General features: G+C 56.7%; 19 protein-coding genes. 9 read left to right on the plus strand and 10 right to left on the minus strand.

From position 1 onward, the window contains the following. Positions 1-66: 66 nt before the first annotated feature. A complete protein-coding gene (gene yedA / locus HB664_RS17175) occupies positions 67-981 on the plus strand; it encodes a drug/metabolite exporter YedA (protein ID WP_033145907.1) in 915 nt (304 codons plus the stop codon). Here yedA and HB664_RS17180 read toward each other — a convergent pair. From HB664_RS17180 to HB664_RS17190, 3 genes are all read right to left on the minus strand, one after another. Continuing rightward, the gene (locus HB664_RS17180; protein ID WP_064672751.1) at positions 953-1444 is read right to left on the minus strand and encodes a very short patch repair endonuclease; all 492 of its coding nucleotides are present in this window, start codon (positions 1442-1444) and stop codon (positions 953-955) included. The two genes, yedA and HB664_RS17180, sit on opposite strands and share 29 nt — an antisense overlap. Beyond that, the gene (locus HB664_RS17185; protein ID WP_039263788.1) at positions 1425-2840 is read right to left on the minus strand and encodes a DNA cytosine methyltransferase; all 1416 of its coding nucleotides are present in this window, start codon (positions 2838-2840) and stop codon (positions 1425-1427) included. Before HB664_RS17185 ends, HB664_RS17180 begins: the two co-directional genes overlap by 20 nt. Before the next feature lie 61 nt (positions 2841-2901). Continuing rightward, a complete protein-coding gene (locus tag HB664_RS17190) occupies positions 2902-3603 on the minus strand; it encodes a phosphohydrolase (protein ID WP_064672753.1) in 702 nt (233 codons plus the stop codon). A 284-nt stretch (positions 3604-3887) separates the two neighbouring features. On the opposite strand from HB664_RS17190, the gene ompC reads away from it, so the two are divergent. Continuing rightward, positions 3888-5054 (plus strand): porin OmpC, encoded by a 1167-nt coding sequence (gene ompC, locus HB664_RS17195; RefSeq protein ID WP_143346810.1) that lies wholly within the window; start codon positions 3888-3890, stop codon positions 5052-5054. 56 nt (positions 5055-5110) lie between these two features. Here the strand turns inward: ompC and HB664_RS17200 are convergent, their stop codons facing one another. Then, positions 5111-5974 carry an N-acetylmuramic acid 6-phosphate etherase gene (locus tag HB664_RS17200; RefSeq protein ID WP_219939875.1) on the minus strand — a complete coding sequence of 288 codons (864 nt, stop codon included), beginning with the start codon at positions 5972-5974 and terminating at the stop codon, positions 5111-5113. Positions 5975-6138: 164 nt separating this feature from the next. Between HB664_RS17200 and HB664_RS17205 the strand changes: the two genes are divergently transcribed. Further along, the gene (locus HB664_RS17205) at positions 6139-7755 is read left to right on the plus strand and encodes a sensor histidine kinase (RefSeq protein ID WP_143346808.1); all 1617 of its coding nucleotides are present in this window, start codon (positions 6139-6141) and stop codon (positions 7753-7755) included. Continuing rightward, complete coding sequence (dcuR, locus tag HB664_RS17210) at positions 7752-8471, plus strand: two-component system response regulator DcuR (protein ID WP_033145914.1); 720 nt, start codon at positions 7752-7754, stop codon at positions 8469-8471. Before HB664_RS17205 ends, dcuR begins: the two co-directional genes overlap by 4 nt. Here the strand turns inward: dcuR and HB664_RS17215 are convergent. After that, complete coding sequence (locus tag HB664_RS17215) at positions 8452-9414, minus strand: FAD:protein FMN transferase (RefSeq protein ID WP_219939876.1); 963 nt, start codon at positions 9412-9414, stop codon at positions 8452-8454. The genes dcuR and HB664_RS17215 overlap by 20 nt on opposite strands. Before the next feature lie 94 nt (positions 9415-9508). Further along, the gene (locus tag HB664_RS17220) at positions 9509-12289 is read right to left on the minus strand and encodes a flavocytochrome c (RefSeq protein WP_219939877.1); all 2781 of its coding nucleotides are present in this window, start codon (positions 12287-12289) and stop codon (positions 9509-9511) included. Between the two features lie 604 nt (positions 12290-12893). Here HB664_RS17220 and HB664_RS17225 point away from each other — a divergent pair. The 4 genes from HB664_RS17225 to HB664_RS17240 all read left to right on the plus strand — a co-directional run bounded on the left by HB664_RS17225 (position 12894) and on the right by HB664_RS17240 (position 18488). Beyond that, complete coding sequence (locus tag HB664_RS17225; protein WP_072210827.1) at positions 12894-14402, plus strand: anion permease; 1509 nt, start codon at positions 12894-12896, stop codon at positions 14400-14402. Positions 14403-14457: 55 nt separating this feature from the next. After that, entirely contained in the window at positions 14458-16107 is a 1650-nt protein-coding gene (gene fumA, locus HB664_RS17230; RefSeq protein ID WP_219939878.1) for a class I fumarate hydratase FumA, read from the plus strand. A gap of 282 nt (positions 16108-16389) precedes the next feature. Continuing rightward, positions 16390-17703 (plus strand): MFS transporter, encoded by a 1314-nt coding sequence (locus HB664_RS17235; protein WP_029741700.1) that lies wholly within the window; start codon positions 16390-16392, stop codon positions 17701-17703. Next, positions 17700-18488, plus strand: a complete 789-nt coding sequence (locus HB664_RS17240) for a substrate-binding domain-containing protein (RefSeq protein ID WP_219939879.1) — start codon at positions 17700-17702, stop codon at positions 18486-18488. Before HB664_RS17235 ends, HB664_RS17240 begins: the two co-directional genes overlap by 4 nt. On the opposite strand, the gene HB664_RS17245 is transcribed toward HB664_RS17240, so the two are convergent. The 3 genes from HB664_RS17245 to HB664_RS17255 form a co-directional block, all read right to left on the minus strand. Further along, the gene (locus HB664_RS17245) at positions 18463-19362 is read right to left on the minus strand and encodes a LysR family transcriptional regulator (protein WP_045142985.1); all 900 of its coding nucleotides are present in this window, start codon (positions 19360-19362) and stop codon (positions 18463-18465) included. The two genes, HB664_RS17240 and HB664_RS17245, sit on opposite strands and share 26 nt — an antisense overlap. A 92-nt stretch (positions 19363-19454) precedes the next feature. Next, a complete protein-coding gene (locus tag HB664_RS17250) occupies positions 19455-20984 on the minus strand; it encodes a cryptochrome/photolyase family protein (protein ID WP_219939880.1) in 1530 nt (509 codons plus the stop codon). Continuing rightward, positions 20981-21127, minus strand: coding sequence for a DUF2256 domain-containing protein (locus tag HB664_RS17255; RefSeq protein ID WP_071789391.1), 147 nt, complete (start codon positions 21125-21127; stop codon positions 20981-20983). Before HB664_RS17255 ends, HB664_RS17250 begins: the two co-directional genes overlap by 4 nt. A gap of 214 nt (positions 21128-21341) precedes the next feature. Between HB664_RS17255 and mtfA the strand changes: the two genes are divergently transcribed. Next, positions 21342-22139: a DgsA anti-repressor MtfA gene (gene mtfA, locus HB664_RS17260; RefSeq protein ID WP_033145920.1), complete on the plus strand. Its 798-nt coding sequence runs from the start codon at positions 21342-21344 to the stop codon at positions 22137-22139. Here mtfA and HB664_RS17265 read toward each other — a convergent pair. Beyond that, complete coding sequence (locus HB664_RS17265) at positions 22136-23347, minus strand: MFS transporter (protein WP_219939881.1); 1212 nt, start codon at positions 23345-23347, stop codon at positions 22136-22138. The genes mtfA and HB664_RS17265 overlap by 4 nt on opposite strands. Positions 23348-23399: the final 52 nt, after the last annotated feature.

Raw genomic sequence — 23399 nt, forward strand, 5'->3', positions numbered from 1 at the left:
GGGCTCGCCAGCGAGATAGTTTTCGCGTTTACTATCAGCGACCTTTTTATTTCGTCGTGAGGGATTATGCGTTTCCGGCAATTGCTACCGCTCATTGGGGCACTCTTTTCGCTGTACATCATCTGGGGCTCAACCTACTTTGTCATTCGCATCGGCGTGGAAAGCTGGCCGCCACTGATGATGGCGGGCATCCGCTTTCTCTCGGCTGGCGTGCTGCTGCTGGCCTTCCTGCTGCTGCGCGGGCATAAGCTTCCCCCGCTGCGCCCGATGCTGAATGCCGCCCTAATCGGCCTGCTGCTGCTGGCGGTGGGAAATGGGTTTGTAACGATTGCCGAGCACCAGAACGTACCGTCCGGGATCGCCGCCGTGGTCGTTGCCACCGTACCGCTGTTTACCCTCTGCTTTAGCCGCCTTTTTGGTATCCGCACCCGCAAGCTGGAATGGCTGGGGATTGGTATTGGCCTTGCCGGCATCATTCTGCTGAACAGCGGCGGTAACCTGAGCGGGAATCCGTGGGGCGCAATCATCATCCTGATTGGCTCGATGAGCTGGGCGTTTGGTTCCGTCTACGGTTCGCGTATCGAACTGCCGACCGGCATGATGGCGGGCGCGATTGAGATGCTCGCCGCCGGGATTGTACTGCTGCTCGCCTCCACGCTGACGGGAGAAAAGCTGACGACCCTGCCGCCGCTGTCGGGCTTTCTGGCGGTAGGCTACCTGGCGCTGTTTGGTTCCATCATCGCCATTAACGCCTATATGTTCCTGATCCGCAATGTCTCGCCGGCAGTCGCCACCAGCTATGCCTACGTCAACCCGGTCGTGGCCGTGCTGCTCGGGACGGGATTGGGGGGAGAAACGCTCTCTTCCGTTGAATGGCTGGCATTAGGGGTGATTGTTTTTGCCGTCGTGCTGGTCACTCTGGGCAAATATTTACTGCCCGCAAAACCGGTGGTCACGCCTTGCGAGGTGGAGAAACCGTAAGCAGGTGAATACCCTGCGTGTCGATCTGCGCGGTCTGGCCGCCGCCGCAGATCCACTCCTCCAGCCGCTCGGTCAGATCGGTATCGTTCAGTTTTAATCTGCCTCTCAGCGCACACTCCCAGACGATCAGCACCCGCCAGCCCTGCGCAATCAGCGCGGTGAGATCCCGTCTGTCGCGCTCGACGTTCTTGCCAATTTTATCCAGCCAGAAATCGGTGCGCGTCGCGGGGACTTTAAACAGATAGCAGTCGTGGTGATGCCAGAAACAGCCGTGGGTAAAGATGATGCACTGCCAGGCGTCGATGACGAAATCCGGGCGACCCGCAAGCGCGGGATCCTGCAAGCGGAAATCAAACCCCGCCTGCGTCAGCAGCCCGGCCAGGCGCTTTTCGATGGCGGTGTCACGGGTGCCGATGGCACGCATATTTTTGCTGCGCGTGGCCTTATCGTGAACATCCGTCATTGACGGCCTCACCCTGACGGAGTGCCACCGCCTGTCTGATGCGCGAGGCCAGCAGTTTTGCCACGGCGGCGAACGCGGGAACCACCACCGAGTTACCAAACTGGCGGTACGCCTGGGTATCCGAAACCGGAATGCGGAAGCGGTAACCCTGCGGGGTCTCAAATCCCATCAACCGGGCGCATTCCCGCGGCGTTAAGCGTCGCGGCCGGTGACGCTGGTTGTGCGGATCGTCGAAATCTTTTTCACCCAGCGCCTTGTCCCAGCCTCTGTCGATCAGGATCTCTGCCCCATCCTTATAGTAGCGAGCGGACAACGTACGGGTCACGCTGTGCGGATCGTTGGGGTTTACCATCCCAAAACCGAAGCCGTTGCCCTTCGCCTGATGTTTCTTGGCATAGCGGTAGAGGTATTTCCACAGCACCGGGGTAAGGATAAATTTCGCGTCAACGACAGGTTCCAGCAGATCGGCAACGGTAGGACGACGCTCGGGATACAAAGACGGAATATCACGAAGGGTGAAATCCCCCTTGAGATTGAGGTCGCGGCGGAAACCCACCAGCACGATACGTTCGCGATGCTGGGGCAGAAAATGTTTCCCATCAATGATTTTAGGATCGTCCGCGCCCATGTCCTGCGAGTCGGCCACGTCATAACCCAGCTCATCCAGGGTCTGCATAATAATGCGGAAGGTTTTTCCGCCGTCGTGGCTCTTTAGATTTTTGACGTTTTCCAGCACAAAGATGGCCGGGCGACGGGCGTCAATAATGCGCGCCACATCAAAAAACAGCGTTCCCTGGGTGTCGCAGGCAAAGCCGTGGGCACGTCCAAGGGCATTCTTTTTGGAGACACCGGCCAGCGAGAAGGGCTGACACGGGAAGCCGGCCAGCAGCACGTCATGCGCCGGGATCGTCTGGCGAATGTGCTCGGCGGCGTGTTCATCGCTCACGCCGCTTTTATGGCTCAGGGTGACATCGCGGATATCCGCGTTGAACTGGTGCTCGTGCGGATCGCAGTACCAGTTGGCCTTGTAGGTCCGGACGGCATGTTTGTTCCACTCGCTGGTAAACACGCACTGTCCGCCGATAGCTTCAAAACCGTGCCGGATGCCGCCGATACCGGCGAACAGATCGATAAAGCGGAAGGCGTAGTTCGGGTGCGCGGCAGGAGGACGCGGAAGCAGGTTTTGCAGATAACGAAACTCGCCTTCACTCAGGCGACGCCCTGCGCGTTCGCTGGTCAGCAGACGCTTAAGGATCGCCGGGCTCCAGTGGCTCTCGCCGTGCGCCACCAGCAGATTGGCCAGCGTTTTAGCATCATAGATATCCAACAGCTGGCGCAGCAACGCCTGCACCGTTGCCGTTGATTTCTCAGCCTGCTCGGGCGCGGGCTCTGTCACTGATCGATTTTCCTGCATTCTTTTAACCGGAGAGTAAAGACTGGAAACAGATTACCACAGTTCAGTTGCGCAAACTGCGACGGAAGCGGCTCAACACCTGGCTATCCAGCCCGATGCAGTCGCCGTGTAATTCGGCACTGAGTTTCGCCATAAACTGGATCAGGAAATCGGCATTGTGGCGTGCCAGCTCGCGGCCCATTTCCGTTTGCATTGTATCAGGCAATCGCAGCAGCTTGGTCTGAAAATGGTCGAGGGCAAACGCACGGTCATCAAGGATACGCGCATCGGCAAAGGGATCGTCTGCATCAAAAAGCGGCACGCCCAGCGCGCCCGAGACGGCAAAGACGCGCGCCAGGCCGATCGCGCCTAACGCTTCCAGCCGGTCTGCGTCCTGCACAATTTTGGCTTCCATGCTCTGTGGCGCAATCCCGGCGCTGAAGCTGTGCGCCTCAATCGCGTGCGCAACGGCGGCTGCGTGCTCTGGCGGAAACTCAGGGAAGTCGCGGCGCAGAATGTCACACGTCCTGCGCGCTGCCATCTGGGATGACCGGCCGCGTTCGGGATGGTTTTTCGGCAGGCTGACAATATCGTGGAAATAGCATGCGGTCAGGATCACCAGCGGCTCCACCGCCTGATCAGCCATGATTTTTTGCGCCGTCATCCAGACCCGACGAAAATGCGAAATATCATGTGCGGTATCGTCGGTGCTGTGGTTTTCCTCAAGCCAGCGCTCAAATCGCTGCTGCCACCGGGCAAGTTCCATCGTCATATCCTGTTGTTTAAAAGTGCATGAATTATAACATAGACGAATTAAATCAATTTAAAAATAGAGCCACGAAATACTTAATAATAATTACACCGTATAAATTCAATGAATTAATTCAGCAGAAAAATAAAGAGATTAATAGAAATGTTTGGCAATATTTCATAGGATTTAATTACATTTTTTTTTGAAACTAAATAACACTTCCTGGAATAGTATCAAGCCTGTAATTGCGGAGGGTGATTACATATATTCATATAAATTATGCTTGAAGGGAATATATAATGAAAAGAAAAGTTCTGGCAATTGTGGTACCCGCGTTATTAATGGCAGGCGCAGCCAATGCGGCTGAAATGTACAACAAAAACGGCAACAAAGTTGACCTGTACGGCAAAGTCGACGCGCGTCATATCTTCTCTGACAACCCTGGCGACGACGGCGACGAAACCTATGTGCAGATTGGTTTCAAAGGCGAAACCCAGATCGCTAACGATCTGATCGGTTACGGCCAGTGGGAATACAAAACCTTCGCTAATAATACCGAGGGCGCGGGTGACAAATCGTTTAACCGCCTGGCGTATGCTGGCCTGAAATATGGCGAATACGGTTCATTTGATTATGGCCGTAATTACGGCGTCGTGTACGACGTTGAAGCCTGGACCGATATGCTGCCTGTATTTGGCGGTGACTCTTACACCTGGACCGATAACTTTATGAACGGTCGTGCTAACGGTCTGGCAACCTATCGTAACCAGGATTTCTTCGGTCTGGCTGAGGGCCTGAATTTCGCGCTGCAGTATCAGGGTGCGAATGAAGGTCAGGATGCAACAGAAGATCAGGAAGGCACGAAAAATGGCCATGACAATGTTCGTTTCCAGAACGGCGACGGCTTTGGTATGTCTACCACCTACGATTTTGACTTCGGTCTGAGCCTGGGTGCGGCATATTCATCTTCCGACCGCACGAACAAACAGGTTGCATACGGTGCAGGTAACTACAACCGCTACAGCCCATATGCAGGTGGCGAACACGCTGAAGCCTGGACCATTGGGGCAAAATATGATGCGCAGGGTGTTTACCTGGCCATGATGTATGCGGAAACCCGCAATATGACGCCATATGGTAATGTTGGTATCGCCAACCAGACCCAGAACTTTGAAGCCGTAGCGCAGTACCAGTTCGACTTCGGCCTGCGTCCGTCTCTGGCATGGGTTTATTCCAAAGGTAAAGACATTGGCGGCAATGATTACAACCCAGGTAATAATTACGACTATGTTGATCAGGATCTGGTGAACTATATCGATCTCGGTATGACCTACAGCTTCAACAAAAACTTCTCGACTTACGTTGATTATAAAATCAACCTGCTGGACAGCGATGAAAGCTTCTACGAAGCCAATGGCATCTCAACTGATGACATCGTTGGCGTAGGCATGACCTACCAGTTCTAATTCCCCAAAATACCAAAGGCCGCAATTGCGGCCTTTTTATTTCTTCACTATCTCTATTACGGCGCTTCCTGCAGTGCCACGCGGATAAACCCGTTATTTTGCGCCAGCAGTTCATGGGCTTTCCACGCATCCAGCCCTGTCAGCACCATCAATACCGCCGTTTTACAGTTATGGTTACAGCTCGCCAGCGCGGCTTTTGCCTCCGCCCGTGTGCATCCCCCCGCTTCCATCACAATGGCGATTTGCCGTTCAGCCCATTTGGTCGTGCCTGCCTCAAGATCCACCCGCAGGTTGCTGTAAACCCGTCCGGTTCGGACGGCCAGCCCGGTGGCAATCATCGAGAGGATCATTTTTTGCGCGATCCCCGCTTTGGTGTTGATATAGCCTGCGACGACGTCGGCCCCTAGCTCCGGAGCGATAACCATGCTTGCCAGCTGTGCGGCTTCGCTTTGCGCATCACCGGTAACAATAGCGACCGGTGAACCCAGAGACCACGCATGACGCATTGCCCCCCCGACCCACGGCGTTTTTCCGCTGACGGTCACGGCCAGCATCATATCGTGTTCACCAAACTTGATGGCCTGCAGATCGGCAACGCCGCGCTCGTAGCTCCCTTCCCCTTCTTGTGCCGTAACGGCCATCACAGGGGTTTTGCCCGGCGCATATTCATCGGCAATCTGTTGCGCTACGCGCCCTGACGGCCCCGCACCAACGACGATCAGGCGACCGCCGTGGCTGAGCGTCGCGGCGGCGTTGTCCACCACGCGGGCAATAGTATCTAAACAGGGGGTAATCGCAGCAGAAATGAGTGCATCATCCTGGTGAATGACTTTCAGCATGTCCAGCGTGGACAATCTATCAATATTCATCGTGCTGGCGTGCCGTCTTTCCTTGACCGAACCGGTAAGCATAACGCTCATAAACAGCCTCCTTATTATGAGTACCCACACACTATAAAGTGTTTTATATAGATGACCTGCGAGGAGGGTCACGAAAAGAGGACCAAATCCACGCCTTTACATGGCTTTAAGAAAAGCGCGTCATCGGCGATAATTACCCCTTTCTTAATCATCGCGGAGTGTTGATGAGCGATTTGCAGCCTTTCCTTCCGACGCGCAAGCGCCCCATGAAGCTGAACACCCTGGTCACGCTGATGGTATGCGCGATTATTGCCTCTGTGCTGCTGGTGGTCTTTGCGCTCTACTCCGTGCAAATCACCCGGGCGACCCGCGATGATGTAAAAGATACGGCTCTGGGTATTGCCAGAACGCTGGCCAACAGCCCGGAGATCCAGCGCGGCCTGATGCAGGCACCGCAGGAGAATATTATTCAGCCCATCGCCCAGGCGGTGACGAAACGAAACGATCTGCTGTTCACCGTGGTCACCGATATGCGGGGTATTCGCTACTCTCACCCGAACGAGGCGCTGCTGGGGCTGCATTTTATCGGTGACGATTTAACTCCCGCGCTTGAGGGCAAAGAGAACGTATCGGTAAACCGGGGTGCGCTCGCCGAAGCGCTTCGCGTCTTCACCCCAGTCTACGACGGCCAGCACGAGCAGATCGGCGTGGTGGCGGTAGGTATCTCCCTGAAAAAGGTTGAAGAGCAGATCGCTCGCGGGCGGCTCAACGCCGTCTGGACCATTTTATTCAGTATTTTTATGAGCTCCATGGCGATTTGGGGTCTGGTGCGGGTACTGAAACGCATCCTGTTCGGGCTCGAACCTTACGAAATTTCCGCCTTGTTCGAACAGCGTCAGGCGATGCTGCAGTCGCTTCGCGAGGGGGTGCTGGCCGTCGATATTCACGGGCGCGTGACGATGATCAACCAGACCGCCAGAGAAATATTGCTTCTCCCTTCCGGCAAGCAGACCGAAAATGCCAGCGCCCCCCTGCTGGCCAGCCTGCGCGAAGTCTCAAAGACGGGCGTCGCGCGCCAGGATCAGGAGATCAGCTGTAACGGGCGTCTATTGCTGTGCAACATGGTGCCCGTTAAAAGCCAGGATCGGGTGATCGGCGCCATCACCACCTTCCGTGATAAAACGGAAATCAGCCAGCTGATGCAGCGTATTGATGGCATGGTTAACTACGTCGAGGCCCTGCGCAGCCACACGCACGAGTTTATGAATAAACTGCATGTGATCCTGGGCCTGCTGCACATGAAGCGCTACGACAAGCTGGAAGAGTACATCATTCAGACTGCACATAATTACCAGACGGATATCGGCACGATACAGAGCAAGGTAAAATCCCCGGTGATTGCCGGGTTCCTGCTGGGTAAAATCAATCGGGCGAAAGAAGCGGGCGTCACCCTGACGCTGGCGGATGAATGCCAGATACCGGATACCGCGAGCGAAGAGCAGGTCGCGGTGCTGATCACCGTGCTGGGTAACCTCATTGAAAACGCGCTCGACGCGATGGAAGGACAGCAGGAAGGTGAGATCGGCCTGCTGCTGCATTATCAGAATGGCTGGCTCAGCTGCGAAGTCAGCGACGATGGCCCCGGCATTGAACCCGCTCAGCTGGAGGCTATTTTTACAAAGGGCTTCTCAACAAAAGGTGAAAACCGCGGCGTTGGGCTGTTCCTTGCTCGCCAGCAAATTCAGAACCTCGGCGGCGATATCAGCGTCGAGTCTGAGCCAGGCGTATTTACCCAATTTTTTGTTCACATCCCCTGGGATAGCGAGAGGAATATCGCGTGATAAATGTATTAATTGTCGATGATGACGCCATGGTAGCCGACCTCAACCGTCTGTATGTCAACCGTGTTGATGGTTTTAGCTGCTGCGGCGTCGCCTCCACGCTAAACCAGGCCGAGGCCATCATTAATAACCCCGGGCAGCCTGTCGATCTGGTGCTGCTGGATGTCTATATGCAGCAGGATAATGGGCTGGATTTGCTGCCCGTTATTCGCGCATCCGGTCGCCCGATCGATGTGATTATGATCTCGTCGGCTGCCGATGCCGCCACGATCCAGACCTCCATCCACTACGGCGTAGTGGATTATCTGATCAAGCCGTTCCAGTTTCCGCGCTTTGAAGAGGCGCTGAACGGCTGGAAGGCAAAGCATAGCCTGATGGGTTCGCACCAGTATTATGAGCAGGCCGACGTCGACCGGCTGATCCACGGCGGGGCGCCGGAACTGGCGGACAGTAAAAAGCTGCCGAAGGGGTTAACGCCGCAAACGCTGCGCACGATTTGCCAGTGGATTGACGCTCACCCGGAGACGGAATTTTCTACCGATGACCTGGCAAGCGCGGTCAATATCTCGCGCGTGTCCTGCCGCAAGTACCTGATTTGGCTCGCGCAAATCAACATTTTGTTCACCAGCATTCACTACGGCGCCACCGGCCGTCCGGTGTATCGCTACCGTCTCCAGCCGGAGCAGACCGGCCTGCTCAAGCAATACTGTCAGTAACGCGGTAGTCGTTATCCAGCAGGGTAAAGCGGAAGTGGTGTGCTGAAGAGAACACCACTTCTTTTGTTTTGGTCACAAAGATAGCTTCAATATCGGGACGAGAACGCAGCGCAGCGCAGCCTTTTTCGACGCCCATGCCGTACATCAGCGTGGTCCAGATATCGCCGTCGATGGAGTCTTTCGAAACAATCGTCACGCTGTCCAGCTCGTTGTCCAGCGGATACCCGGTGCGCGGGTCGAGAATATGGTGATAGCGCTTGCCGTTTTGCTCAAAGTAGCGCTCGTAGGTTCCCGACGTCACGACGGACAGGTTCTCTACGGTCATCGTGCCGATCAGCGCGTCACCGGCGAACGGTTTTTTCAGCCCCACGCCCCAGCCCCCTTCCGGCGAGCCTAACGTCTGAATGTTTCCGCCGAGGTTGATCAGCCCCAGCTCAGCGCCCTCTTTATGCAGGTAATCACGCACCCTGTCGGCGATATAGCCTTTGGCAATGGCCCCCAGGTCGATCTCCATCCCCGCTCTGGTCAAGAACACGCTGCTGCTGGCCTCATCAAGAAGGACATCTTCAGGACGGGTTATCGCCAGCAGCGACGCGATTTCATCGGCAGGCGGAACGCTGTCCCCCTGAAAGCCAATTTTCCAACGCTTCACCAGCGGACCTATCGCCAGGTTAAAGGCGCTGTCCCTGAACAGGCTTGCCGCTTTGGCACAGCGGATCAGCTCAAACACCGGCCGGCTGACGGTAACCGGATGCTGCCCAGCCGCATGGTTGATGTCCATCACCTGCGAGTGCGCGCGGTTAACGGTGAGCAGATCTTCGTACTGTTTGATCAGGCGAAACACGCGGGACGCGAGGGCTTCGTCGTGGGAGAAGAGTTTCAGGAGAATGGGTGAGCCCATCAGGACGGCGGAGTAGCTGTAAACGCGATGGCTATCAGGCATGGCTGGATTCCTCAGATGTAGCCCCGGCAGGCACCGCGCCGCCGGGGAAAATGCCGGATAGCGCTGGGCGTATCCGGCCTACAACACAGGGGTCTTACTGCTTTTTCGAACGCATAGCCGCCTGATGTCCTGCAAGCGTACCAAAAATAATGATATCCGCCACTGCGTTACCGCCGATACGGTTACCGCCGTGGATCCCGCCGACCACTTCACCGGCCGCAAACGCGCCTGGCAGCACGTTGTGGTTGCTGTCCAGCACGCAGGTTTCGGTGTTGATGGTCACGCCGCCCATGGTGTGGTGCACGCCCGGTGCAATCTGAATGGCGTAGAACGGCCCTTCGTTGATAGGCGCGCGCAGCGCGGTGGTACGGCCAAAATCATCATCGTGCTGTTTTTCAACGAAGCCGTTGTAACGTTCCAGCGTCGCGAGAAAAGCGTGGTGATCCATACCCAGCGCCTCAGCCAGGGCTTTTGGCGAGCTGGCGCTGGTCACGAAACCTTTCGCGATGTACTCATCCGCGGCTTTGTTTTTGGCACGTACGTGCTCGTCAAAGACGATGTATGCGTATTTCTCCGGCAGCGCGATGATTGACGCCGAGACCTTATCGCGGGTCGACATTTCGTTGTAGAAGCGCTCCCCTTTCTGATTGACCAGAATCGCCCCGCCGCCGCGAATGGATTCGGAAATCAGGTACGAGGTTTTCTGCTCTACGGTTGGGTGAATCTGAATTTCGCCCATATCCACGGTACCCGCCCCGATGCGCTCCAGCAGCGCGATGCCGCCGCCGGTTGCCCCTTTGTGGTTGGTGGTAACGAACCCTTCCAGATCAGGACGGTATTTCACCACCATCTGGCTGTTAGCGCTGAAGCCGCCGGTGGCGACAATCACGCTTTTGGTTGCCACGGTGACGGTTTCGTTCTCTTCGGTGGTCAGACGTACGCCGGTCACTTCGCCGTTCTCGAAGATGATGTCGCTGACGGAGGTATCCAGCATCACCTCGATGTTGCGTTTGTTGACGTTACGCACCAGGCCGCTGATCAGGTAGCCGCCTACCGCTGAACCGTCTTTTGGACGGTGAGTACGGTCGATGCTCATCCCTCCGGTGGTGGTGATGTCGTTCAGCATGATGCCGCGCGTGGCCAGCCACTCAATTGCCTGCGGCGCGTTCTCGACGAAGCGACGCAGCAGTTCCGGGTTGTTCTTGTTGCCGCCGCCTTTCAGGCTTTCCTGATAGAACAGCTCTTTGCTGTCCTGAATGCCCTTCACGCGCTGGAAGCGGGTCTCGGCGGCGTTCATACCGGCAGAGGCTTTAATGGTGTTCCCGCCGATGGTCGGCATTTTCTCGACAATCAGCACGCTCGCGCCTTCGTCGTGAGCCTGAATCGCCGCCGCCAGACCGGCGCCGCCGCTGCCGACAACGACCACGTCCACGCTGCGGGTTTCGTTCGGATCAACGCCCTCTTCCGCGGCCAGCGCTTTGCTGGATTTCAGCATCGCTTTAGAGACCGCTTTCTTCACCGCTTCACTCTGGCTGGTTGCGCCGGTGATGGCATCCACGTGCGGGGTATTGGCGTCCAGAATGCGGGTACGGATCTCTTCAAAGCTGGTTACAAACTCAACGTCTTCGCTCGGGCCGGAGGCCAGTTCGATGTCCGCAATGCGGTCGGTTTCAAGGCTGACGTTAATCACCAGTTCGTTAGCGTCATCCTGCACTTTCTCAGCAAAGGTACCCGGTTTGAATTTGGATTCGCCCATGCTCATGTCGCGGATCATCGCTTCCACCAGCGAGAAGCGCCACAGCGGTTCAGGAATGCTGAGCTCTTCGCGCTGGGTGCTGTCCATAAACAGCTCCAGGCTTTCGCCGGCCGCGATGCGGTCGGTCCAGTCCGGATAAGCGATGGTGGCGCGGCCAACGGCAATCAGGTCGTAACCGTGGTCCAGCGCTTCATTCACATCAGAAGCATTCACCACGCCGCCCACGCCCATGACCGGAACCTGCGCCAGCGTTTCAGAACGCATCGCGCAGTATTTTTCGATAAGCGGGGTGGGATCCTGGGTGTCGACAATGGAAGGACGCAGGGTCGCGCCGACGGAGAAGTGCAGATAGTCCACGCCGCGCGCCGCCAGTTTTTCCAGCAGGTACATGGTGTCGTCAAAGCGGATGCCCGGGACTTCCATCTCTTCAGGGGAGAAGCGGTAGCCAATAATAAACGCGTCGTCCGCGTACTGGCGCACCATTTTGTGGGTAATGTCCAGCACGGCCAGCGGGAACTTCGCGCGGTTATCGCGGCTGCCGCCCCACTCGTCGTCGCGCTGGTTTGAATTCGGGGAGTAGAACTGCTGAATCAGATAGGTGTTCGCCCCGTGGATTTCCACGCCGTCGAAACCGGCCTGGATGGCGCGGCGCACCGCCTCACCAAACTTGCCGATCATGCCTTCCACTTCTTCAGCGGTCAGAGCAACCGGCGTTGCGGCACCTTCACGCGGCGCGGCTACGGCGCTCGGACCAACCGGGGTACGGCCACCAATCAGTTTTGGATCGACCATGCGGCCGCCGTGGTAGATTTGCAGCAGCGCCTTAGATCCTTTGGATTTAATGGCCTCCGCGATTTTCGCCAGCCCGGCAATTTTCTCGTCATTATCAATACCGATGGCACCCGGGAAGGCGAGACCGAGATCGTCGACGAAGCAACACTCCACAATGATGGTGCCAATGCTGCCGGAACGGGCCCGATAGTACTCCACCAGCTCGCTGGTGACTGTGCCGTCAAAATAGCCGGTACAGGTTGTCATAGGGGCCATTAACAAACGGTTTTTCAGTTCAGTGCCATTCGGTAATGTGAAGGGGCTAAGAATGCGTTCGTTAGTGCTCATAATAGAAACTCCAAACTTTTAAAAATTAAGAATTCGTTATCGGATTGATTTTTTATTTCGTCGTTATTTGCCGATGTCATGATATTAATATAATGATTTTTTTAGTTTCTAAAGTTATTACGTTAGTTAAAAAACTATTTAATCCCTGCGATAACACAAATAACACATTGGTGTTAGCGATTGTAATTCAGTCATTCACAATAATTTAAAAACCGTTTAAATATGAATGGTAAAACCAATTCACCTTAACACATATAAAACCAATAAAAACAAAATGTTGTAATCACACCAAAATCTACCTTGTTAAAGAAATGATAAAAAACACGCAAAAAACAGGCAATAACCACATAAGCCAGAGTGGTTATTAATAAAAGCATAAAAATAACGCTGCAATTCTATTTTTTTGATCGCGATCAATAGTTATGGCATTCAAAAGCGCAATATAAAAACATCATCATTTTTTAATTTAGCGCACACAAAAACGCGTTAAATCGCTATTACTGAAAATACAGGAAAGCACCTTTAATAACTAAAAAAAGCAAAGAAACTAAATAAAGTGCTTTTTCAGTGCGACCGAATTTTTGACAACTTAAGACGTGAAACTATGAATACAAAAACTGCTGTAACGCCCCCTGTGGCGAACCAGGCATCAAATGGAAACGCAAAACGATTGCTGATGATGGCGCTACCCGTCATCGTCGCCGTACTGCTGCTGTTTGTTCCCGTTCCTGAAGGCTTGCCGCCTTACGCATGGCACTACTTCGCCATCTTTGTCGGCGTGATCGTCGGTCTGATCTTCGAACCGCTGCCGGGTGCGGTGATCGGCCTGACCGGCGTGGTCGCCATTGCCCTGTGCAGCCAGTGGGTGCTGTTCAGCCCCGATCAACTGGCTGACCCGAAATTCAAACTGGCGGGCGCCTCCTTTAAGTGGGCGGTGAGCGGGTTTGGTAACTCTACCGTCTGGCTGATTTTCGGTGCCTTTATGTTCGCCGCTGGCTATGACAAAACCCGCTTCGGTCGCCGTCTGGCGCTGATTCTGGTGAAGTACCTAGGCCGTCGCAGCCTGACGCTCGGTTACGCCATCACGTTTGCTGACCTGCTGCTGGCACCGTTCACCCCGTCCAACACCGCGCGCAGCGGCGGGACCATCTACCCGATTATCGCTAACCTGCCGCCGCTGTACGGTTCAAAACCTAACGACCCAAGCGCGCGTAAGATTGGTTCATATCTGATGTGGGTGGCGATCACCGCGGCCTGTATTACCAGCTCAATGTTCCTCTCCGCCCTCGCGCCAAACCTGCTGGCCCTGGCGCTGGTGAAAAGTACGGTTGGGATTGATATCTCCTGGGGCACCTGGTTCCTCGCCTTCCTGCCGCTGGGTATCCTGCTGATTCTGGCCATGCCGCTGCTGGCCTACTGGTTCTACCCACCTGAAGTCAAAGTGAATAACGAAGTGCCGCTGTGGGCGACCCGCGAGCTGGAAAAACTCGGCAAACTGTCCCGCAATGAAATTCTGCTGCTGGTGTTCGTATGCTGTGCGCTGCTGATGTGGATCTTCGCCGCCGCGTGGATTGAGCCTGCCATGGCGGCCCTGCTCATCGTCGGTCTGATGCTGTGGACCGGCGTGCTGGAATGGAACGATATCACCGGTAACAAGGCCGCATGGAACACCTTCGTCTGGTTCGCCACCCTGGTGGCACTGGCGGATGGCCTCTCCTCTACCGGCTTTATCAGCTGGTTAGGTAAAGAAGGCGGTCTGTTGATGAGCGGTATCTCTCCGGGCGTGGCGACCGTCGTCCTGCTGCTGGCGTTCTACCTGCTGCACTACCTGTTTGCCAGCACCACCGCGCACACCACGGCGCTGCTGCCTGCGATGCTGACCATCGCCTCTACCATCCCTGGCATGAATATGGAAGTGTTCGTTCTGCTGATGGTGACCTCGCTGGGCGTCATGGGGATCATCACCCCGTACGGTACTGGCCCAAGCCCGATTTACTACGGTAGCGGCTACCTGCCAACCAAAGACTACTGGCGCCTCGGCACCATCTTCGGTGCCATCTTCCTGGCGGCCCTGCTGCTGATTGGTTATCCGTGGATGTCCATGATGTTCTGATTCCTGACCGCCGGACTTCTCCTCCGGCGGTTTTATTTTTGTGGAGCAATACGCTATGTCAAATAAACCGTTTTTCTACCAGAACCCCTTCCCTCTTTCCCATGACGACACCGAATACTACCTGCTGACCAAAGAGCACGTCTCCGTTGCCGAATTCGACGGTCAGGAAGTGCTGAAAGTGGAGCCGGAAGCCCTGACCCTGCTGGCGCAGCAGGCCTTCCACGATGCCGCGTTTATGCTGCGTCCTTCCCATCAGAAGCAAGTTGCCGCCATTCTCAACGACCCGGAAGCCAGCCAGAACGACAAATACGTTGCCCTGCAGTTCCTGCGTAACTCTGAAATTGCCGCAAAAGGCGTGCTGCCAACCTGTCAGGACACCGGCACCGCGATCATCATGGGTAAAAAAGGCCAGCGCGTCTGGACCGGCGGCGGTGACGAAGCGGCGCTGAGCCAGGGCGTGTACAACACCTACATTGAAGATAACCTGCGCTATTCGCAGAATGCGGCGCTGGACATGTATAAAGAGGTGAATACCGGCACCAACCTGCCCGCGCAGATCGATCTCTACAGCGTGGACGGGGACGAATACAAATTCCTGTGCATGGCAAAAGGCGGCGGTTCTGCCAACAAAACCTACCTCTATCAGGAAACCAAAGCGCTGATCACCCCGGCGAAGCTGAAAAACTACCTGGTTGAGAAGATGCGCACCCTGGGCACTGCGGCCTGCCCGCCTTACCATATCGCGTTTGTGATTGGCGGAACGTCAGCGGAAGCCACGCTGAAAACCGTGAAGCTCGCTTCCACGCGCTACTACGACGCGCTGCCAACTGAAGGTAACGAACACGGCCAGGCGTTCCGCGACGTTAAGCTCGAACAGGAACTGCTCCAGGAAGCGCAGAACCTCGGCCTCGGCGCGCAGTTCGGCGGTAAATACTTCGCCCACGATATCCGCGTGATCCGCCTGCCGCGCCACGGCGCCTCCTGCCCAATTGGCATGGGCGTCTCCTGCTCCGCAGACCGCAACATTAAAGCGAAGATCAACCGCGACGGGATCTGGATTGAGAAGCTGGAACACAACCCGGGTCAGTATATTCCTGAATCACTGCGCCAGCAGGGCGAAGGCGACGTGGTGAGCATCAATCTGGACAAGCCGATGAAGGAGATCCTGGCACAGCTTTCCGCGCACCCGGTCTCTACCCGCCTGTCGCTGGACGGGACCATCATCGTGGCGCGCGATATTGCCCACGCGAAGCTGAAAGAGCTGCTCGACAACGGTGAAGAGCTGCCGCAGTACGTTAAAGACCATCCGATCTACTACGCAGGCCCGGCCAAAACGCCGGAAGGCTACGCCTCTGGCTCACTCGGCCCGACCACGGCTGGCCGTATGGACTCGTATGTGGACTTACTGCAATCCCACGGCGCGAGCATGATCATGCTGGCGAAAGGCAACCGCAGCCAGCAGGTAACCGACGCCTGCCATAAACACGGCGGCTTCTACCTGGGGAGCATTGGCGGCCCGGCAGCGGTGCTGGCGCAAAACAGCATTAAGAGCCTGGAATGCGTCGCGTATCCGGAGCTGGGAATGGAAGCCATCTGGAAAATTGAAGTCGAGAACTTCCCGGCGTTTATCCTGGTGGATGACAAAGGCAACGATTTCTTCCAGCAGATCCAGAACAAACAGTGCGCGGGTTGTTCACAGCGCTAGGTTGAGACAGGCCGGGTGGCGCAACGCTGCCCGGCAGTCGCAGAAAGACATGAGCCTGCGTCATGTCACAAAACCGTGATATCAGCCACTTAGCAAAAAGTGGTGAATAAAAAATCAATTAATTGTTAAGTTATTGTTGTCATTAATTGTATTGATCCCGCGAAGGCTATTCATGCAAAACGTGCATCAGCCGATGCGGCATTTGCGCTTATCTATTTCCTCATCCTGATCCAGTTTTCAAAAACAGACGCGTAAAACGTCAACAATAAACTGGAGATAACCATGTTTTCCTCAACCTCACCTGCAACCGTACGCTCGAAAGCGGGCGCCATACTCCGCGTGACGTCCGGCAACTTTCTTGAGCAGTTCGATTTCTTTCTGTTCGGCTTCTATGCCACCTACATCGCCCACACGTTCTTCCCGGCGAGCAGTGAATTTGCGTCGCTGATGATGACCTTCGCCGTCTTCGGCGCGGGCTTTTTGATGCGTCCAATAGGCGCCATCGTGCTTGGCGCATATATCGACAAGGTAGGTCGCAGAAAGGGGCTAATCGTCACGCTTTCCATCATGGCGGCGGGGACGTTCCTGATCGTGCTTATCCCCTCTTATCAAAGCATCGGTCTGTGGGCGCCGCTGCTGGTGCTGACGGGCCGTCTGCTGCAGGGCTTTTCCGCCGGAGCGGAGCTTGGAGGCGTCTCGGTTTATCTGGCTGAAATCGCCACGCCGGGCCGCAAAGGGTTTTACACCAGCTGGCAGTCCGGCAGCCAGCAGGTCGCCATTATGGTCGCCGCGGCGATGGGCTTTGCCCTGAATGCCCTGATGGAGGAGAGCGCCATTCGCGAATGGGGCTGGCGCATCCCGTTCCTGTTCGGCTGCTTAATCGTGCCGTTTATCTTTTTCCTGCGCCGCAAGCTGGAGGAGACGGAAGAGTTCAGCGCGCGCCGCCAGCATCTGGAGATGCGTCAGGTCTTTAAAACGCTCCTTGGCAACTGGCAGGTGGTGGTCGCGGGCATGCTGATGGTGGCGATGACCACCACCGCGTTCTACCTGATCACCGTCTACGCCCCCACCTTTGGCAAAAAGGTGCTGATGCTCAGCGCCTCGGACAGCCTGCTGGTCACGCTGCTGGTGGCGATTTCTAACTTCATCTGGCTGCCGGTGGGCGGCGCGCTGTCGGATCGCTTCGGGCGCAAGCCGGTGCTGATTGCCATGGCCCTGCTGGCGCTGGCGACCAGCTACCCCGCCCTGACGCTGCTGGCGAGCGCGCCCAGCTTCTCCATGATGCTGAGCGTGCTGCTGTGGCTCTCCTTCCTTTACGGCCTGTACAACGGCGCGATGATCCCGGCCCTGACGGAGATTATGCCTGCTGAAGTGCGCGTGGCGGGGTTCTCTCTGGCTTACAGCCTGGCAACGGCGGTCTTTGGCGGCTTTACCCCGGTCATGTCCACCGCGCTGATTGAATACACCGGTGACAAAGCCTCGCCTGGCTACTGGATGAGTTTCGCTGCCGTGTGCGCCCTGCTGGCCACGCTCTACCTCTACCGCCGCCGCGCGGTATCGCTGCAAAACACCGTCAAGTCACAGGGGGCAGTATGAAACGCACTTATCGCTTTACCGCCAGCGCGCTGGTGCTGACGCTCCTGAGCGTTAATGCCTGTGCCCAGGACGTGAAGGTCATGATTTCAGGCGGCTTCAAGGCTGCCCTGGAAAAGCTGGCCCCGGACTATGAACGCCGGACCGGGGATAAAATCGTGATTATCCCCGGCCCCTCAATGGGCGCTACGCCGCAGGCGATCCCAAACCGACTGGCGCGCGGCGAGAAAGCCGACGTGGTGATTATGGTGGGCGATGCGCTGGAGAAGCTCGAAAAAGCCGGCCAGACCCAGCCGGGTTCGCGAACCGAACTCGCGGACTCCCCCCTTGGCATGGTGGTGAAAAAAGGTGCGGATGTCCCTGATATCAGCAGCGAGGCGGCTTTGCGTAAAACGCTGCTGCAGGCCAGCTCCATCGCCTACTCTGACAGCGCCAGCGGCAGGTACGTCAGCCAGACGTTGTTCAAAAAAATGGGGATTGAAAAAGAAGTGGCGGGTAAAGCGACAATGGTCGAGCGTATCCCTGTCGCCTCAGAAGTGGCGAAAGGAAAATACGCCGTCGGTTTCCAGCAGGTCAGCGAGCTGCTGCCGGTTCAGGGCGTCACCTTTATCGGGAAAATCCCGGATAACCTGCAGTACATCACGCGCTTCGCGGGTGCGGTCACCCGCCATGCAGAACATCCCGCAGAGGGGAAAGCGCTGCTGACCTATCTCGCCTCACCGCCCTCCAGGGACGTCATCCAGAAGACGGGAATGATCCCCGTTACGTCCGGCGATACTGCTCGGTGATCTGTTTTTCCAGTTCAGCCGCAATGTAGGACTGGATGCGCCCCCGGCGCCGGATAAGCCCCACGGTGCGTTTCACTTCCGGCGCCACCAGCGGCAGATGCGTCAGCAGCGTGTGCTCTGACGTCGGCATCGACATGGCGGGAACGGCAGCAATGCCGATCCCCGCCTCTACCATACCGAGCATCGTGGTAACGTGGCGCGTTTCGCAGACGCTGGGGCGTTCGGGAACGATATCCCCCAGCATCCGATCGAGCAGGTTACGGTTACCTGACGTTTTATCGAGGGAGATATAATCCTGCTGGTAAAAGGCCTGCCACGTCAGGTGACTCTTCTGCGCCAGGGGGTGATCCTTCCTGCACGCCGCAACATAGACATCCTCCACAAGCGGGAAAAATTCGATGTCAGACGGCAGGTTTCCTGCGAAGCAGATACCAAAATCAGCCTGGCTTCGGGCCACGGCGTCAATCACATTCCCCGCGCTGCTGTCGATGAGCTTAATGCGAACCCGCGGATAGCGAGACTGAAAACGACGGATCACATCGGGCATAAAGTAACAGGCCGCGGACGGCACCGTGGCAACCGTGATCAGCCCCGTCCGCTCTTCACTGACCTTATCGACATCCGCCAGCATTGACTCAACGTTGTCGAGCAGCTGCGCGGAGCGTTCAGCAAAGTTTTGCCCGTATAACGTTAAGGACACGCGGCGGGTGGTACGGTCAAACAGCCGGTTTCCCAGCGCGGCTTCCAGCTTTTCAATCCTGCGGCTTAGCGCCGACTGGGATAAGCAGATAGATTCAGCAGCGACACGGAAGTTACCGTATTCCACTAACGCTCTGAAAGCATAAAGATCGTTAAGGTCAAAATTCACGGGCATGGCGTCTGGATGTCCTGTCAGGGAATACGCAACAAAGTCAAAAATAATAGCGTCTTATTAACCCACCGCAACCGGCGCGGTGGTGAAATACGTCAGAGCTCGTTGAGATGCAGGCGAATATACCCGGCGCGATCGGCAATGGCCTGCCGCTCCTCTTCCTTCATGTCCGCAAGCTGTTTAAAGACGATGCCCAGGCGGGGATTGTTACCCAGACGCGCCTGGTTGCGCGCAAAGAAATCCCAGTAAAGGGCATTGAAGGGGCACGCCAGCTCTCCGGTACGCTGGCTGTGTTGATACCGGCACCCCTGACAGTAGTTACTCATCTTATGAATATACGACGCGCTTGAGACGTAGGGTTTACTGGCCAGCAACCCGCCATCGCCAAACTGGCTCATTCCGAGGGTATTGGGCAGCTCCACCCATTCAAAGGCATCAATATAGACCCCCAGATACCATTCATGAACCGCCTGCGGCGACAGGCCGCTGAGCAGGCAAAAGTTCCCGATGACCATCAGGCGCTGGATATGGTGGGCGTAAGCCTCGGTGAGGGACTGCCCAATCGCATGCGCCAGGCAGCGCATCTGCGTCCTGCCGGTCCAGAACCAGTCCGGCAGCGGGGCGTGCTGGTCTAAGGCATTCAGCTCCCGATAGCCCGGCATCTGAGACCAGTAGATCCCACGCACGTACTCCCGCCAGCCGAGAATTTGTCGGATAAACCCTTCGACGGCAGGCAGCGGCGCATGGCCCGAACGCCATGCCTGCTGGGCGGCAGCCACCACTTCCCGGGGATTAAGCATTTTGGTGTTCAGCGCGAATGAAATTAACGAGTGGAACAGAAAAGGCTCCTCAGCGTGCATCGCGTCCTGCCAGGCGCCGAACTGCGGGAGCACGCGAGCGATAAATTCATCCAGCCTGGCTTTGGCTTCCGAACGGCTGAGCGGCCAGCGAAAATTCCCGGCCTGCGGTTCGCCGAAGGTGTTTACGCCGCAGCGCTGGATCTCCGCCCATAAGGCTGAATAATCGTGGCTGGGACGCGAGTCGTCCGGCGCGGGCGGCTCGCCGGACCAGCGTTTGCGATTTTCAGCATCAAAATTCCATTCCCCCCCTTCCGGCTCGCCTTCTGAGGTTAACAGTATGCCGTTCTGACGACGCATTTCCCGGTAAAAGTACTCCATTCGCCAGCTTTTGCGCGTCGCAAAGAACGCGCTCACCTGTTCACGGGTGGTGAAGAAATGCTCGCTGCTGACGCAGGCCGTTTCGACGGACGCCGCTTTCGCCCACGCCTGCAGCTGCGTGTCCAGGCGCCATTCGTCGGGCTCCTGCCATATCACCCTGTCGGCGCCGTAATGCGCGACAAGCGCGTTGAGATTGTCTTCCAGCGCGCCGCGGTTTGAGTCGTCAGAGAGCCGGACATACCTCACCCGATGCCCCTTCTCCTTTAACGCAGAGGCAAACGCGCGCATGGCCGCAAAAATGGCGATCACTTTCTGAGCGTGGTGAAGCACGTACGCGGTTTCGGCCCGCAGCTCAAGCATCACGTAAATGACATTTGGATTGCAGGCATCGAACCAGCTGTGGTGCGGATTAAGCTGATCGCCGAGGATCAGGCGCAGTTCGGTCAACGGTGGCTCCTTCGACAGCGCTCGGAACAGTATTTGACCTCATCCCAGCATTTTGCCCATTTTTTGCGCCACGTCATGGGCCGCTGGCAGTGCGCGCACGCCCGGCTGGGCAGGTTCTGCTTGTTACCTTTGAAATCGCTCATCTTTTCAATACCGTACTGATTTCTTCACTAGACCTGTGGATGCAGGCTACGACAGACTTCACAAAATGAAGGTGATGCCCGTAAACCGCTACCCACCGCTACGTACGAATGATAGTTTATTCAGGCTGGAATTGTCGCAGTGAGCGATTTTCTGGCATCTTAACCAACCTGACTTTCCCATTTTTGTTCAAGTGACGAGTTTGCGAGCAAAGCGATGATAAAGTGGCCCTGGAAAACGAATGAAGCTGGCCGGGATATGGCGCTGCCATGGGATGACGCGCTGACGATCCCTGTTCTGGCTAATCTTAAGCCGGATGAACAAGCGAAACTGGTTCAGCTGGCGGATCGTTTTTTACAGCAAAAACGCCTGGTTCCACTGCAGGGTTTCGAACTCGATCCCCTTAAAAACGCGCGCATCGCCCTGCTTTTCTGTCTGCCAGTGCTTGAATTGGGTATCGAGTGGCTGGATGGCTTCCACGAAGTGCTGATCTATCCGGCTCCCTTTATCGTCGATGACGAGTGGGAAGATGACATCGGGCTGGTGCACAACCAGCGCGTGGTGCAGTCCGGACAAAGCTGGCAGCAGGGACCGATTATCCTCAACTGGCTCGACATTCAGGACTCGTTCGATGCGTCCGGTTTTAATCTGGTTATCCATGAAGTGGCGCATAAGCTCGATACCCGCAACGGCGATCGCGCCAGCGGAGTACCGCTGATCCCGCTTCGCGAGGTGGCGGGCTGGGAGCACGATCTGCACGCGGCGATGGACAACATCCAGGATGAAATAGACCTGGTGGGCGAAAGCGCAGCCAGCATTGACGCCTATGCGGCAACCGACCCGGCCGAGTGCTTTGCGGTGCTCTCGGAGTATTTCTTCAGCGCGCCCGAGCTTTTCGCGCCCCGCTTCCCGGCGCTGTGGCAGCGTTTCTGCCAGTTTTATCAGCAGGATCCGCTCCAGCGTCTGCGGCAAAATGAGGAGTCTGGCGGCCATTCCTCCCGCCAGATCCATTAAGGCTTTTCAGCAGGGGTCCGCTCGGATGACCGTACCCCTATGCTCAACGCTAAAAACAGCACTGCCATTCCCCATGCGGCCACCATCAAAGACTGCTCGCCGTAAAAGCGCGTCACCACAGGCACCAGCAGCGCGCTGACGCCGTAGCCTAACGTGTGGCTGGTGGCGATAACGCCCGCGCCTTTCCCGGTGGTCAGTCTGTCGTTCAGCAGCAGCTGGTAGCCCGGCGTGGCCATCGCCGCCCCGAGTGAAGTGATAACAATCCCTACGTAGAACAGCGTTAAACTCGCGACGGTCATCAGCCCAAGCCCTGCGACCATTAACACCGCCGCGATGCAGAGCAAGGTCACCGGGGTGAAATGCTGCGGGCGGACCACCAGAAACTGCGCCGCGAGCGTGGCCAGCGCGGCCAGGCTTAGAAGAAGCGCAACATGATGGCTGATCTCCCGGGCGTTGCCCTCCAGCAGAGGGCTAAGATGCGGTGACAGGCCAAGCTGCATCAGGCTGACCAGCGCCGCCAGCAGCAGCGCCAGCAGCAGGAACGGCAGCATCGAGGCCTGCAGGCGGGTCGCCTGGTGCGCCACCGGCGGCAGCGGCGGGTCTGCGGCTTCGCGAAGAATCAGCAACAGGGCGATTAACGGCGCGATCGCCATCAGCCAGAGCGGCGCCACCGGGCTGACGCTGAGCATCAGCGCCGCCAGCGGCGGGCCGAGCAAACGTCCGCAGCTGAGGCCGGAGCTTATCGTCGCCAGCGCCGCCATTCTCTTCTCCAGCCCCGCACGCTGAATAGCCCACGTCTGGGCCGCAGGCACCAGCCCCGAGACCGTCAGTCCGTAAAGCAGACGTGAAAGAATCAGTCCCGCCAGTCCCCAGACGGTATCCAGCCTTCCGGCCGCCATCGCCCAGACCACCAGCGCCATGACGGCGAAACTGGCCAGATAGCCGCTCAGCGAGGCCAGCATCACGGCCTTACATCCCCGCCGCTCGCTCTGGCGTCCCCACCAGGGCGAGGCCGGTAAAAAGAGCATGGTTCCGAACATCAGCAGACCGGCCCAGACCGAGAGCGACAGCCCGGTCAGGGTCACCAGCTGCGGGAGCATCACCAGCAGGCCGTTTTGCCCGATACCTAATAAACCCGCACATAGCGCCAGGGGCCAGTTGGCTTTTGAGATGACCTTTTCGGTCAATGTTTCTGAGTCAGCGCGCATGAGAATGTGAACATAGTGTCAATAAATGTGTGGAAATCATGAAGTTTATGAA

This window comes from Enterobacter sp. DNB-S2 (assembly GCF_019443845.1).
Taxonomy (GTDB): Bacteria; Pseudomonadota; Gammaproteobacteria; order Enterobacterales; family Enterobacteriaceae; genus Enterobacter; species Enterobacter asburiae_B.

Excerpts from the sequence above, each read along its gene's own strand:
- ompC (WP_143346810.1), top strand. The coding sequence starts at position 3,888 with ATGAAAAGAAAAGTTCTGGCAATTGTGGTACCCGCGTTATTAATGGCA.
- HB664_RS17225 (WP_072210827.1), top strand. The coding sequence starts at position 12,894 with ATGAATACAAAAACTGCTGTAACGCCCCCTGTGGCGAACCAGGCATCA.
- HB664_RS17240 (WP_219939879.1), top strand. The coding sequence starts at position 17,700 with ATGAAACGCACTTATCGCTTTACCGCCAGCGCGCTGGTGCTGACGCTC.
- HB664_RS17220 (WP_219939877.1), bottom strand. The coding sequence starts at position 12,289 with ATGAGCACTAACGAACGCATTCTTAGCCCCTTCACATTACCGAATGGC.
- HB664_RS17265 (WP_219939881.1), bottom strand. The coding sequence starts at position 23,347 with ATGCGCGCTGACTCAGAAACATTGACCGAAAAGGTCATCTCAAAAGCC.
- HB664_RS17245 (WP_045142985.1), bottom strand. The coding sequence starts at position 19,362 with ATGCCCGTGAATTTTGACCTTAACGATCTTTATGCTTTCAGAGCGTTA.
- HB664_RS17235 (WP_029741700.1), top strand. The coding sequence starts at position 16,390 with ATGTTTTCCTCAACCTCACCTGCAACCGTACGCTCGAAAGCGGGCGCC.
- HB664_RS17180 (WP_064672751.1), bottom strand. The coding sequence starts at position 1,444 with ATGACGGATGTTCACGATAAGGCCACGCGCAGCAAAAATATGCGTGCC.
- HB664_RS17200 (WP_219939875.1), bottom strand. The coding sequence starts at position 5,974 with ATGAGCGTTATGCTTACCGGTTCGGTCAAGGAAAGACGGCACGCCAGC.
- HB664_RS17215 (WP_219939876.1), bottom strand. The coding sequence starts at position 9,414 with ATGCCTGATAGCCATCGCGTTTACAGCTACTCCGCCGTCCTGATGGGC.
- yedA (WP_033145907.1), top strand. The coding sequence starts at position 67 with ATGCGTTTCCGGCAATTGCTACCGCTCATTGGGGCACTCTTTTCGCTG.
- mtfA (WP_033145920.1), top strand. The coding sequence starts at position 21,342 with ATGATAAAGTGGCCCTGGAAAACGAATGAAGCTGGCCGGGATATGGCG.
- HB664_RS17190 (WP_064672753.1), bottom strand. The coding sequence starts at position 3,603 with ATGGAACTTGCCCGGTGGCAGCAGCGATTTGAGCGCTGGCTTGAGGAA.
- HB664_RS17255 (WP_071789391.1), bottom strand. The coding sequence starts at position 21,127 with ATGAGCGATTTCAAAGGTAACAAGCAGAACCTGCCCAGCCGGGCGTGC.
- fumA (WP_219939878.1), top strand. The coding sequence starts at position 14,458 with ATGTCAAATAAACCGTTTTTCTACCAGAACCCCTTCCCTCTTTCCCAT.
- HB664_RS17205 (WP_143346808.1), top strand. The coding sequence starts at position 6,139 with ATGAGCGATTTGCAGCCTTTCCTTCCGACGCGCAAGCGCCCCATGAAG.